The organism is Falsihalocynthiibacter sp. CO-5D18 (assembly GCF_041205445.1).
Lineage (GTDB): Bacteria > Pseudomonadota > Alphaproteobacteria > Rhodobacterales > Rhodobacteraceae > Falsihalocynthiibacter > Falsihalocynthiibacter arcticus.
Map to the genome: position 1 here is coordinate 339,675 of NZ_JBGFCF010000001.1, position 12,068 is coordinate 351,742.

Here is a 12,068-nt window from a genome sequence, read left to right on the forward strand (position 1 = left end):
GATGCGCTTACCCACATATGAAAATACGCTCAAAACCTACACATTGATTGGCGATCCATTGGTGCCACAAGTGCCGTCGGTTCCTTTTACCCGCACCGCGTTTGCCGCTGCGCATGTGGTGTCTGATCCGTTGGCGGAACGCGCGCCATGGGTTGGACGCCCCGCAGTGGATTGGGAAAATACACTTAAGTTTCGCCACACGCTTTGGGACCAGGGCCTTGGGTTGGCGGAAGCGATGGACACAGCCCAACGCGGGATGGGGGTTGATTGGCTCACGGCCAAAGAATTGATTGAACGCACGATGATCGAAGCCAAAGCGCATCCGTTAAAGCCGCGCGTCGCCTGTGGTGCGGGCACCGATCAATACGACATCAGCGCGTTGACCTCCGAAGACATGCTCATTCGCGCCTATTCCGAACAAATGGAGGCGATTGAGGCGGCAGGTAGCCAAGTCATCATCATGGCAAGCCGCGCTATGGTTGCTGCGGGAACGGGTCCAGATTTCTATGCCCGTGTTTACGGTCGCTTGATTGAGCAGGCCAAGGAGCCAATCATCCTGCATTGGCTTGGCGATATGTTTGACGCGCAACTCAAAGGCTATTGGGGGGCGGATGATCTGGACGCCGCTGCGGACTCCGTTTTGGACATCATCACGGCACATGAAGATAAGATCGACGGCATTAAAATATCGCTGCTGGAACAAAGCCGCGAGGAGGCCTTTCGGGCGCGTCTTCCAGAGTCTGTACGCCTTTATACCGGCGATGATTTTAACTATGCTGCCTTGATCGAAGGGGACGGAACACGGTTTTCACACGCTTTGCTCGGGATATTTGCCGCCATCGCTCCCGCCGCCTCGCAAGCGCTTACGGCCTTGGCCAAAGGCGATTCCGCAACCTTCCATGCGCTTCTTGGCCCCACGGTTCCGCTCAGTCGGGAGATATTCAAAGCTCCGACGCAGTTCTATAAAGCAGGCATCGCTTTCCTCGCATGGCTCAATGGCGCCCAGAGCCATTTCATTATGCCGGCAGGGTTCCAATCCTCGCGTGAAATCGCGCATTACGCCGAGGTGTTTCGTTTGGCTGATCAGGCCCGCCTTCTTAGCCAGCCGGATTTGGCCGTCCACCGAATGAAGCAACTTTTATCTCTGCATGGAATCGAATAAAGGTCATTGAATGAACAAAAAGCCAACAATAATCGACGTCGCCGCCCATGCGGGCGTGTCAAAGTCGACCGTTTCGTTGGTGGTTCAAAACAGCCCATTGGTCAAAGAGGACACGCGCAAATTGGTGCAGGAGTCGATGAAAGCGCTCAATTATGTCCGCAACCGCGCCGCTGCAACCTTGCGCGGATCGGGCACGGGGCTTGTTGGGCTTGTGATCAATGACCTGCGCAACCCGTTTTTCACCGAATTTGCAGCAAGCGCACAGATGGCGTTTTCCGATCATGGGCTGGCCACGGTGATTGCAAATTCAAATGAAGACCCGAAAATTCAGCACCAAGTGATCCAATCCATGCTTGAACATGAGGTTTCCGCGCTTTTGATTTCTCCGTGTTATGGCGACACAAAAGGGACCTTTGATGCAATCGCGCAGTCGGGCATTCCAACCCTTCAGGTGTTGCGACAAGCGGATATGCGCGCGGATATTTTTCCGTTCTACTCGCTTGATTATGGTGCGGGCAGTCAGTTGGCGGTTGAGCACTTGATCGGTCAAGGCATTCGCGAGATTGCCTTTGTCGGCGGCGAAAAGGGCGTGGCCATTACTAGCGAACGAATGTCGGCCTATCAAACTGGAATAATTGATAAGGGCTTGCAGGGGCATGTTTTTCACGGGCGGGCCGCGCGGGTCTTTGGTCGGGAAGTCGCTTTTAAACTGCTCAGGGAGCATCCGACAGTCAAAGCGGCAATCTGTTTCAATGATCTCGTTGCCTTGGGGATGATGTCCGCATTTGCACAGTCGAGGGTCGTTGTTGGCAAGGATTTCTTTCTGATTGGGTTCGATGACATCGAAGAATGCAGCCACGTCTATCCGCAGCTTAGCTCGGTTCATTGCGATATCGCAGAATTTGGGCGGCAAAGTTCGAGGATCGTTCTGGATTGGCTTGAAACGGGGATTCAGCCGATGTGCCCCGACCGTGCTCCGGTGCATCTGGAAATCAGACAGTCGAGCGTCGTGCCCTCATCTTTGCAATCACCAGAATAAGGAATTTCCCATGTTGAAGCACTGTGTTTTCGTCGATTTTCAACCGCAATACACCCAAGAAGAGCGCGACGCCGTTTTGGCGGGGTTCGCCGAGGTGGCCGCAGATGTGCCCGGAATGCTGGACTATTGCTTTGGCCCTAACCTCGATTTTGAGAATAAATCCCCAGCGTACCGCGATGGGTTTGTCGTGACGTTTGAAAATCGTGACGCTCTTTTGGCCTATGCAAACCACCCGCATCACGTGGCCTTGGGCGCACGAATGGTCGCGATGTGCAACGGCGGATACGATGGAATTATTGTATTTGATTTAAGTGTTTGAGTTTTAAACGGACTTATCTTCCCCTAGTTTCGGGGGCGGTAAAGATGAAATTGGAGAAAGAAATGGCCAAATACGCCTTTGAGATGCCTTTGGCTGCTGCGCTGCCTATTGTCGGTACTGATGCGCTCTTCCCCGTAAGGCGAGTGTATTGCATTGGTCGCAACTACGCCGCACATGCGCTTGAAATGGGCCACGACTCAGATCGGGAACCACCCTTTTTCTTTCAGAAAAACCCGAACAACCTTGATGCTTCGGGCGTATTTCCCTATCCGTCTCAATCCAGTGATGTGCATCACGAAATTGAAATGGCCGTGATGTTGAAGTCTGGCGGCAGTAATATTCCTGTGGCCGAGGCGATGGCCCATGTGTTTGGCTATGGCGTGGCCCTCGACATGACGTGCCGTGATTTGCAGGCGCGCATGAAGAAAATGGGTCGCCCGTGGGAAATCGGCAAAGCTTTTGAGCATTCCGCGCCGATCACTCAAGTTTACCCTGCTTCAATGGTTGGCCATCCTGACCAAGGGCGCGTTGAATTGAAGGTGAATGGCGATATTCGTCAAGAGGGCAACCTGAACCAAATGATCTGGAAGGTGCCGGAAATGATTTCCTATTTGTCGGAGTACTTCGAACTTGCACCGGGCGATGTTATTCTCACGGGAACGCCTGCTGGGGTTGGACCCGTTGAGGTCGGGGATGTTATGGAGGCCACAATCGAGGGCATGGGAAAGCTGGTCGTAACGGTCGTTTGACACGCTACTTGTGTGCGCAATCACATTTACATAGGGTTGCCAATCAGACTTTGGCGCGGACTCATCACTTTTTCGATAGTTGACGCTCGCAAGTGTGACGGTAAAACTGTTTCCAACTAAAAAGTCAAAAAATTCCACGGGAGATACTCAATGAAATCGACAAGTTTTATGCTGAGCACGGCCTTAACGGGACTGTTTGCTTTGACCGCGACACAAGGTTCCGCAGAAACATTTCGTTGGGCCTCAACGACGGATGCGCAAACGATGGACCCACATGCCGTTAATTCGACGCCGGTTCTCTCGTTTTTGAATAATATCTATGAAGGACTTGTGCGTCGTGGCCGAGACATGGCGATTGAGCCCTCGCTGGCCGTCTCTTGGGAACCACTATTTGGAGAAAATGGCTGGCGTTTCAACCTGCGCGAAGGTGTGACCTTTCAAGATGGCTCCGCGTTTAATGCGCAAGACGTTTTGTTTTCGTACCAACGCGCTTCCGATGAGGCGGCGGACACTCGGTCTTGGTTTGCACCGGTTTCTGAAGTGCGGATTGTGGATGACTACACCATTGATTTTGTTACCTCGGCGCCAAATCCATTGTTCCCAGACAGCATCGCGAATTTCATGATTTTGGATCAGGATTGGGCCGAGAGCAATGACGCAGCGCTCCCCGCCCGCGACGCCGAGAATTTCGCCACGATGAACGCCAACGGAACAGGGGCTTTTGCCTTGGCCAGTCGCGACCCAGGTGTTGAAACACGTCTGACGCCAAATGCCACATGGTGGGGCGACGTCGAGCACAATGTGACGGAGGCGATCTTTACGCCCATCGGCAATTCGTCTACCGGATTGGCGGCTTTGCTTTCAGGAGAAATTGACTTCATCCAACCCATTCCATTGCAGGATGCGGAACAAGTTGAAGGCCGCGATGGCTTTAAGGTTTTGGAAGGCGAAGAAACCCGCGTGATCATGTTTGGCTTTGGACATGAGCACGACGCGTTGCTGTATTCTTCTGATGTCACTGATGCCAACCCCTTTCAGGACTCCAAAGTCCGACTTGCTGCGGCCCATGCGATTGACATGGATGCCATTGATCGCGTCATCTTTCGCGGGAAAATTGAGGCAGCAAATCAGTTGGTACCTGAAGGCATTTCCGGCTACTCAAACGCCCACACCAACCGGCCGGAATACAATCCCGAACGCGCAAAAGAATTGCTGGCCGAGGCAGGCTATCCCGACGGGTTTTCCTTCGGTCTGAAATGTACAAACGACCGTTACATCAACGACGAAGCCCTCTGTCGCGCTGCCGCATCCATGTTTGCCGCTGTGGGCCTGAATGCCGAGTTGAGCACAGGACCCGTGCGCGATTACTGGACACAACTTCGCGAAGACGATTTCGATATGTTCCTGTTGGGTTGGTCCCCCGGCACGTTCGACGCCGAGCACCCGATCCGCTTTTTGTTGAACTCGCAAGACGATGAGAAAAAGCTCGGATCGTGGAACTTTGGCAACTATTCCAATGCGCGTGTTGATGAATTGCTGCCACTGATCCAAGAGGAAATTGACCCAACTACACGTCAGACTATGATAGACGAAATCGTTGAAATCACCCAAAACGAGGTGGCCTATATTCCATTGTATACACAGCCGTTGATCTGGGCATCCAAAGACAATATCGACCTTACCCAACGTGCGGATAACTTCTTTATCTTGCGCTGGGTGACAGTGAACTAAGAAAAAAATCGAGATATCAAGGCGATGGCATTGTTTATATTCAAGCGGTTGATCCAATCCGTATTTGTGATGATCGCCGTCGCCTTTTTGGCTTTCTCGCTATTTCGCTTCGTTGGCGATCCGGTGAGCCAAATGACGGGGGTCGAGACTTCGGTCGCCGACCAAGACAGACTGCGCGAGGAATTGGGGCTGAATGATCCAATTGTTGCGCAGTTTTATCGCTTCACCAGTGATCTGCTGCATGGAGAGTTCGGCTATTCCTACCGAACGCGTCAGCCCGTGGCCTCCATGATTGCCACACGTATTCCTGCGACGCTCGAGCTTGGGGTTGTTGCCCTGCTGATTTCGCTGCTCGTTGGTATTCCGGCGGGCGTCTTTACCGCCCTACGGCCAAAGGGTCTCACAAGCCAAACGATCCTTCTAACGACCCTTGTTGGGGTGTCCATTCCGACCTTTGTTATTGGCATTCTCTTGATCTTTCTGTTCGGGGTTCAGCTGGGTTGGTTGCCGACATTCGGACGGGGAGGGACCGTTCAAATTGGCGGCTGGACCACGTCGCTCTTTACATTGGATGGCTGGCGGTCGCTCCTTTTGCCTGCGCTGACGTTGGGCATTTACCAACTCACATTAACAATGCGACTGGTGCGCGCCGAGATGATGGAAGTGATGCAATCGGATTATATCCGCTTTGCCACCGCGCGCGGCATTCCGTATCGTTCACTGTATTTCCGCCATGCTTTGGCCAATACGATGATCCCCGTTATCACGATCATTGGCTTGCAATTTGGCGGCGTGATCGCCTTTTCCATCGTCACCGAAAGCGTGTTCCAATGGCCGGGGATGGGGCTGTTGTTCCTTGAATCCATTCGGTTTGTCGATATTCCGGTGATGGGTGTCTATTTGGTTGTCATCGCGTTTTTCTTTGTACTCGTGAACTTGCTGGTCGATTTATTATACTTCGCCATTGATCCACGGTTGCGCGTGAAGGAAGACGTCTGATGTTGGGACGTATTTGGCACAGCGACGGGATGTGGCTTTTCTGGCGCAGTCCTGCGGCGGTTTTGGCGGCGATTGTTGCCATTGTGATTATCGGTGGCGCGCTTCTCTCGCCTTGGATTGTTGCGACCAGCCCCTATGATCTCGCGTCGTTTTCGCTGATGGATGGCCTCCTGCCTCCGCTTTGGCAGGGGGGCGATCCGCGCTTTCCGTTGGGGACGGACGATCAGGGGCGGGATATGATCTCGGCGATACTATTTGGAGCACGGCTGTCGCTCACCATCGGGTTGATGGCGATGGCGATTGCCTCAGTGCTCGGCATTGGGCTTGGCCTTGCCGCGGGGTATTTCGGCGGCCGGTTTGATGCCATTGTAATGCGTATTGCCGATGTACAACTGGCGCTTCCCGCGATCCTGACGGCACTTTTGATTGATGGAATTTCGCGCGGATTATTGCCGCCGGATGTTCAACAGAGCTTTCGCGTGGCGGTTTTGACATTGGCCATTGCGCTATCCCTTTGGGTGAATTTTGCCCGCACGGCACGGGCATCGGTTTTTGTGGAACGCAACAAAGATTACGTTCAAGCGGCGATCATGATGGGGCAGCACCCCTTGCGGGTGATGACGTATCATATCCTGCCAAATATCCTCGGCCCCTTGTTGGTCATCATGACAGTCGACCTTGCTTCGGCGATTTTGCTCGAAGCGACGTTATCTTTTCTCGGCATCGGCCTCCCCGCCGACAGCCCGTCTCTCGGCACGTTGATCCGGATTGGTATGCAGTTTTTACTGTCGGGTGAGTGGTGGATTCTCTGGGTGCCCACGCTGTTTTTGGTGGCGCTTGTGGTGTCGATCAACATCCTCGGTGATTTTCTGCGCGACGTTTTTAATCCGAAGGTGCGATGATGCTGGAAGTTTCAGGTCTTACTGTCGAATTTCCGGGGCGTCATGGGGTTTTTACCGCCATCGAGGACGTGTCCCTGACGATTGCTCCGGGGGAAATCCATGGGCTTGTCGGTGAAAGCGGGGCGGGGAAATCGACCATCGGCGCGGCCATAATCGGCTTGCTACAGCCTCCCGGTCGGATTGCTGCGGGCACATTAACGTTGGATCAAACCGACCTGCGCGGCCTCTCGCCAAATGAGGCGCATAGCGTGCGTGGCAAGCGTATTTCGATGATCTTTCAAGATCCGCAAACCAGCCTCAATCCGTTGATGACAATTGAAGATCAATTGATCGAGACCATCCTCGCGCATGAACGGATCGACGCCAGCGAGGCCCGACAACGGGCGATCGACCTGCTCGAAGAAATTGGCATTGAAAATGCAGCGCAGCGCATCCGCGCCTATCCGCACCAGTTTTCGGGCGGGATGCGGCAACGGGTTGTGATCGCTTTGGCGCTTTGTACGAACCCTGAATTGATCATTGCGGACGAACCCACAACCGCATTGGACGTTGCCGTTCAAAGCCAAGTTTTGGAACTAATACGCAGAACAGCAGACACCCGTGGCATTGGTTTTCTACTCATCACACACGACATTGGCGTCATCGCCCAAATTACCGATCAGGTGACCGTGCTGCGCGGGGGAAAGGTTGTTGAAACGGGGCCAACCGAGCAAGTTTTGGGCGCGCCGCAACATGAATATACCCAAGCCTTGATGGCGGCGGTTCCTCCGCTAGATCATAAAATGCAACGCTTCCTTGTACCAGAGAGTACTCTGGCATCAACGGGGCAGGCAAGCGAGGACGCCAGCGAATGGCTGCGGCAAGGCGCGCAAACACTGGGCGAGGGGCTGGATGTTACGGATATTACGGTGCGTTTTTTCGGAACCCGCACGAGCCTTTTTAAGAAGCCGCCGCCCTTCGTCGCGTTGGATAAGGTGTCATTTTTGGTCAAGCCGGGAAGCGTTGCGGGACTGGTCGGCGAAAGTGGGTCAGGGAAATCGACGCTTGCACGGGTGATCTCTGGGATGATCCAACCCGCAACAGGGCACATGCGCCTTGGCGATGAAGCGTTACCACTCGCACGAGATCGTGGCCGAAAAGATCCCTCTCGCAGGTTGATACAGATGGTCTTTCAAGACCCCTATTCTAGCTTGAACGGTCGACACCGGATTGGCGCGATCCTGTCAGAGCCGTTGTCCCTGTACGGGCTTGAGCCGGACGCGGAACGGCGGCGGGCGCTTTGTGCCGCGATGATCTCATTGGTCGGCTTGCCTGCGGACACAATCGACCGCTATCCGCATCAGTTTTCCGGCGGCCAACGTCAACGGATCGCCGTTGCGCGGTCGCTCTTAGCGCGCCCACGAGTGCTGATTTGTGACGAGCCAACTTCGGCGTTGGATGTGTCCATTCAGGCGCAAATCCTTAATCTGCTCAAAGATTTGCAGGATCGCTTTGGGCTAACTATTTTGTTCATTAGTCACAACCTCGCCGTGGTGCGGCAGATGGCCGATGATGTTGTTGTTTTGAAGGGCGGGCAAGTGATTGAGGCGAGCCCCTCAGAGCAGTTCTTTGAAAATCCTCAAAGCGACTATTCCAAAAGCCTCTTGTCCCTCACGCCGTCTATGTCGTTGCGAAAATCCTCGCATTCGGTCGGGTAATTCACGTATATTTTTGCTGTTAGAAAGCTTGCGAATGCGAATTATTAGTCGCATTATGTTGATACTTTCTCTTTAATTTATCTGCGAGTTGCCATGACCATGCCCCAAAATAATCGCCGTATTGTTTCATCCCGTCACTTGGCGGAGGGCGATGGCTGGGAAGCGTCGGAGTTTGAATACGGGCTGATCATTGCTCATAACGCCTTTAACCGGTGGATGCAGCGCTGCATGACGGCGGCGGGTATGCCCGAATTGTCACCGCTCGAAATTCTGGTGCTGCACAATACCAATCATCGGGATCGTGAAAAGCGCCTTACCGATATTGCGTTTTTACTGAATATTGAGGATTCCCATACGGTAACCTACGCCCTGCGAAAACTGTTAAAGCTTGGGCTGCTGACTTCGGAAAAGCGTGGTAAAGAGGTGTTTTACAAGGCGTCGGACACGGGCCAAGAGTTGTGCCAACGCTACCGCGATGTGCGGGCGCAATGCCTACTTGAATCCTTGCCCCATTCGGGATTGGCGGGCGAAGAGTTGCGAGAGATTGCTGCCGCGCTTCGGGCTATGTCGGGCCTTTTTGATCAAGCCAGTCGCGCGGCAGCCTCGCTTTAATTGTTCATTGCGTCGGGCAGGAAGGTGACGATTTGCGGGAAAATCGTGATTAATAAGGTGCCAAACAGCAGCAGGAAAAAGAACGGCAATGCCGCACGCGCAACCCGCAGGATGTTGATGCCCGTTAGCCCTTGGATGACAAACAGATTGAAACCAACAGGCGGCGTGATTTGGCTCATCTCGACGACTAGAACGAGGTAGATCCCGAACCAAAGCGGATCAATGCCCACGGCTTCGACCATGGGTAGGATGATCGAGGTGGTCAGGACGACAACCGAAATACCATCCAGAAAACACCCCAAAACGATAAAGAAAACCGTCAGCACGGCAAGCAGAGCATAGGGCGACAGGTTGAACGTCGCGATCCATTCCGCCAGATGGCGCGGAATACCAGTGAAGCCCATGGAAATGGCCAAAAAGGCCGCGCCCAGAAGGATAAAGGCGATCATACAGGAGGTCCGCGTGGCGGACATCAGCGCTTCCTTGAATTGCTCCCAGCCAAAGCCGCCAGAACTGAGCGCAAGTATAGTTGCGAGCACGACGCCAACGGCAGCCGCGTCGGTGGGTGAGGCAACGCCCGTGTAAATCGTGCCAATCACCCCGCCAATCAGGAGTAAAACGGGGATCAGACGGCGGGACGCTCTGAGTTTGGCGCGAAAGGGGAGCGTAATTTCTTCGGCCGGGAAGTCCGAGGGATTGCGCCATGCGCTAAACATCACATAGCCCGCGAACAGTGAAACCAGCATGATTCCAGGCAAGATACCCGCAACAAAAAGGCGGGCGATGGATTGCTCGGTGGCAACGCCATAGACGATCAGGATGATAGAGGGCGGGATCAGGAGGCCCAAAGTAGCGGAGCCTGCGAGGGTGCCGAGGATCAGATGCTCGGGGTAGCCGCGTTTGGTTAATTCAGGCACGGACATGCGTCCAATCGTGGCTGCTGTGGCCGCTGAGGAGCCAGACACCGCTGCAAAGATCGCGCAACCAAGCACGTTGACGTGCAGCAATCGGCCCGGAACGCGGCCAAGCCATGGTGCGAGGCCTGAGAACATGTCTTGGCTCAATCGCGACCGCAGCAGGATTTCTCCCATCAAAATAAAGAGGGGCAGGGCGGCGAGGGGCCAGCTGTGGCTGTGACCCCAGAGGGTGGTCGCCAAAACGAGGCCTTGCGGCGCGTTGGAAAAGAAAACGAGCGCGGCCAATGCCATGATCGTTAGGGAAATCGCAACCCAGACTCCCATAGCAAGAAGGGAGAGCAAAAGCCCAAGCAGGAGGAGGAAAATTGCGGGGTCGGACATGGGCTACTCCGATCCGGTGTCAGTGAGGATGGGGGATTTGGCGCGCAGGCTTTCGAGAAGCGTGTCGACAAAAGCGAGGGTCAAAAGCGCAAGGCCCACGACCATGGTGAGTTGCGGTATCCAGAGGGAAATGGCGATAATGCCAGTGGATTTATCCCCGTAATGCCAGCTCTCCTGTACCAAAGCGGCGGTGAAATACGTGGCATAACTCGAGACCGCCGCACCAATAACCAGCGTTCCGATCTCCAAAATCCATCTGGAGTGCTCCGGAAGGCGCTGAACCATCAGGTTGACGCGAATATGGGTGCCAGACCGCAACGTATATGCCATGGCCATGAAACTGGCGGTGGCAAGGAAATATCCAGCAAAATCCGCATAGGACGGGATGGTGTAAGACCAATCCGGCCCGCCGATCCGCGCGAGGATATTCAAGCTGACCTGTGCTGTTACCAGTAGGCAAATCGCCACAATGGCAAGTGCGGCGATGGCGGCGGCAAAGGTATAGAGTCGATCAAGACTGGTGCGTAACATGGTGTGCCCCTCCCAAAGCAAAAGCGCCCCGCTGTGAGCTGCGGAGCGCTTGGGGTAATGTGGGTTACTCTTGGTAGGCGTTCAGGATCGCCAAGGCGTCGGGGCTTGCGCTTGCTTTCCAATTGTCGAGCATTGTTGCGCCGATGGTTTGCAAGCCGCTGACCAAAGCTTCGGAAGGTTCAACGATGATCATGCCGTTATCGGCCATGATTTGGGTCTTGTCGGCGGCTTCTGCTTTGGACATTTCCCAACCGCGAACTTCGGCGGCTGCGGCAGCTTCTAGCACGGCAGCTTGAACTTCGGGCGCAAGCCCGTCGAAGCTGCGTTTGTTGACGACAACGATGTTTTTAGGAACCCAAGCGTCGATCGCGGTGTAATGGGACACAAAATCCCAAGCCGTGGAATTGGCACCAGTCGAGGGAGAGGTGATCATTGCTTCCACTTGGCCAGTGGCAAAGGCTTGCGCGATATCGGAGGCTTCGACTTGTACGGGGGCGGCCTTAGCGAGGGCTGCGAATTCTTCTAGGGCAGCATTATACGCGCGGAAACGCAGGCCAGACAGCCCGTCGATATCAGCGATTTCACCTTTGGTATAAAGGCCTTGGGCGGGCCATGGCACCGAGAAAAGCGGCATCAAGTCTTGTTCCGCGAGGAGGGCGGTGATGACGGGTTTTTGAGCGTCCCAAAGCTTGGCTGCATCCGCGTAACTGGTGGCCACAAAAGGTTGGCTGTCGATGCCAAAGGCCAGATCTTCGTTGGACAGGGTAGACAAGAAAAACTCGCCGATGGGGACCTGACGAGAGCGCACAGCGGTTTTGATTTCGCCGTGGGGAAACAAAGAACCCGCCGAATGGACGGTGATTTCAAGGGCGCCATCGGTGGCTTTTGCGACATCGTCGGCAAACTGTAGGATGTTGACCGTGTGGAAGGTGCTGTCGCCATATGGTGTTGGCATGTCCCAAGTTTCCGCGAATGCTGGGGCGGCTAGTCCAAGGCCCATGGCGAGCGTGGCTGCATATTTTAACATTT

General features: G+C 54.4%; 12 protein-coding genes. 9 read left to right on the forward strand and 3 right to left on the reverse strand.

Translation table 11 applies throughout. The features are described from left to right. Position 1 precedes the first annotated feature (1 nt). From AB9F27_RS01540 to AB9F27_RS01580, 9 genes are all read left to right on the forward strand, one after another. The gene (locus AB9F27_RS01540) at positions 2 to 1,162 is read left to right on the forward strand and encodes a dihydrodipicolinate synthase family protein (protein ID WP_335583453.1); all 1,161 of its coding nucleotides are present in this window, start codon (positions 2 to 4) and stop codon (positions 1,160 to 1,162) included. Positions 1,163 to 1,172: 10 nt separating this feature from the next. Continuing rightward, positions 1,173 to 2,201: a LacI family DNA-binding transcriptional regulator gene (locus AB9F27_RS01545; RefSeq protein WP_369757470.1), complete on the forward strand. Its 1,029-nt coding sequence runs from the start codon at positions 1,173 to 1,175 to the stop codon at positions 2,199 to 2,201. Positions 2,202 to 2,211: 10 nt separating this feature from the next. Then, the gene (locus AB9F27_RS01550) at positions 2,212 to 2,520 is read left to right on the forward strand and encodes a Dabb family protein (protein WP_335583451.1); all 309 of its coding nucleotides are present in this window, start codon (positions 2,212 to 2,214) and stop codon (positions 2,518 to 2,520) included. 62 nt (positions 2,521 to 2,582) lie between these two features. Next, positions 2,583 to 3,269 (forward strand): fumarylacetoacetate hydrolase family protein, encoded by a 687-nt coding sequence (locus AB9F27_RS01555; protein WP_369757510.1) that lies wholly within the window; start codon positions 2,583 to 2,585, stop codon positions 3,267 to 3,269. A 150-nt stretch (positions 3,270 to 3,419) separates the two neighbouring features. Beyond that, positions 3,420 to 5,000 carry an ABC transporter substrate-binding protein gene (locus AB9F27_RS01560; RefSeq protein WP_369757471.1) on the forward strand — a complete coding sequence of 527 codons (1,581 nt, stop codon included), beginning with the start codon at positions 3,420 to 3,422 and terminating at the stop codon, positions 4,998 to 5,000. 24 nt (positions 5,001 to 5,024) lie between these two features. Next, a complete protein-coding gene (locus AB9F27_RS01565; protein ID WP_335583450.1) occupies positions 5,025 to 5,999 on the forward strand; it encodes an ABC transporter permease in 975 nt (324 codons plus the stop codon). Further along, positions 5,999 to 6,901, forward strand: coding sequence for an ABC transporter permease (locus AB9F27_RS01570; RefSeq protein WP_335583449.1), 903 nt, complete (start codon positions 5,999 to 6,001; stop codon positions 6,899 to 6,901). The genes AB9F27_RS01565 and AB9F27_RS01570 overlap by 1 nt, the downstream gene beginning before the upstream one ends. Continuing rightward, on the forward strand, positions 6,901 to 8,598 hold the full coding sequence (locus AB9F27_RS01575) for an ABC transporter ATP-binding protein (protein WP_335583448.1): 1,698 nt from the start codon (positions 6,901 to 6,903) through the stop codon (positions 8,596 to 8,598). The genes AB9F27_RS01570 and AB9F27_RS01575 overlap by 1 nt, the downstream gene beginning before the upstream one ends. 93 nt (positions 8,599 to 8,691) lie before the next feature. Beyond that, complete coding sequence (locus AB9F27_RS01580) at positions 8,692 to 9,210, forward strand: winged helix DNA-binding protein (RefSeq protein WP_335583447.1); 519 nt, start codon at positions 8,692 to 8,694, stop codon at positions 9,208 to 9,210. On the opposite strand, the gene AB9F27_RS01585 is transcribed toward AB9F27_RS01580, so the two are convergent. The 3 genes from AB9F27_RS01585 to AB9F27_RS01595 form a co-directional block, all read right to left on the reverse strand. Then, positions 9,207 to 10,508, reverse strand: a complete 1,302-nt coding sequence (locus AB9F27_RS01585; protein WP_335583446.1) for a TRAP transporter large permease subunit — start codon at positions 10,506 to 10,508, stop codon at positions 9,207 to 9,209. The two genes, AB9F27_RS01580 and AB9F27_RS01585, sit on opposite strands and share 4 nt — an antisense overlap. A 3-nt stretch (positions 10,509 to 10,511) precedes the next feature. Further along, positions 10,512 to 11,039, reverse strand: a complete 528-nt coding sequence (locus tag AB9F27_RS01590) for a TRAP transporter small permease (protein WP_039000416.1) — start codon at positions 11,037 to 11,039, stop codon at positions 10,512 to 10,514. Between the two features lie 64 nt (positions 11,040 to 11,103). Beyond that, on the reverse strand, positions 11,104 to 12,066 hold the full coding sequence (locus tag AB9F27_RS01595; RefSeq protein WP_335586882.1) for a TRAP transporter substrate-binding protein: 963 nt from the start codon (positions 12,064 to 12,066) through the stop codon (positions 11,104 to 11,106). Between the last annotated feature and the right edge of the window lie 2 nt (positions 12,067 to 12,068).

Bases quoted from the DNA above. Each gene is read 5' to 3' on its own strand.
- AB9F27_RS01575 (WP_335583448.1), top strand. From the start codon at position 6,901: ATGCTGGAAGTTTCAGGTCTTACTGTCGAATTTCCGGGGCGTCATGGG.
- AB9F27_RS01545 (WP_369757470.1), top strand. From the start codon at position 1,173: ATGAACAAAAAGCCAACAATAATCGACGTCGCCGCCCATGCGGGCGTG.
- AB9F27_RS01565 (WP_335583450.1), top strand. From the start codon at position 5,025: ATGGCATTGTTTATATTCAAGCGGTTGATCCAATCCGTATTTGTGATG.
- AB9F27_RS01555 (WP_369757510.1), top strand. From the start codon at position 2,583: ATGGCCAAATACGCCTTTGAGATGCCTTTGGCTGCTGCGCTGCCTATT.
- AB9F27_RS01550 (WP_335583451.1), top strand. From the start codon at position 2,212: ATGTTGAAGCACTGTGTTTTCGTCGATTTTCAACCGCAATACACCCAA.
- AB9F27_RS01595 (WP_335586882.1), bottom strand. From the start codon at position 12,066: ATGTTAAAATATGCAGCCACGCTCGCCATGGGCCTTGGACTAGCCGCC.
- AB9F27_RS01560 (WP_369757471.1), top strand. From the start codon at position 3,420: ATGAAATCGACAAGTTTTATGCTGAGCACGGCCTTAACGGGACTGTTT.
- AB9F27_RS01580 (WP_335583447.1), top strand. From the start codon at position 8,692: ATGACCATGCCCCAAAATAATCGCCGTATTGTTTCATCCCGTCACTTG.
- AB9F27_RS01585 (WP_335583446.1), bottom strand. From the start codon at position 10,508: ATGTCCGACCCCGCAATTTTCCTCCTCCTGCTTGGGCTTTTGCTCTCC.
- AB9F27_RS01570 (WP_335583449.1), top strand. From the start codon at position 5,999: ATGTTGGGACGTATTTGGCACAGCGACGGGATGTGGCTTTTCTGGCGC.
- AB9F27_RS01540 (WP_335583453.1), top strand. From the start codon at position 2: ATGCGCTTACCCACATATGAAAATACGCTCAAAACCTACACATTGATT.
- AB9F27_RS01590 (WP_039000416.1), bottom strand. From the start codon at position 11,039: ATGTTACGCACCAGTCTTGATCGACTCTATACCTTTGCCGCCGCCATC.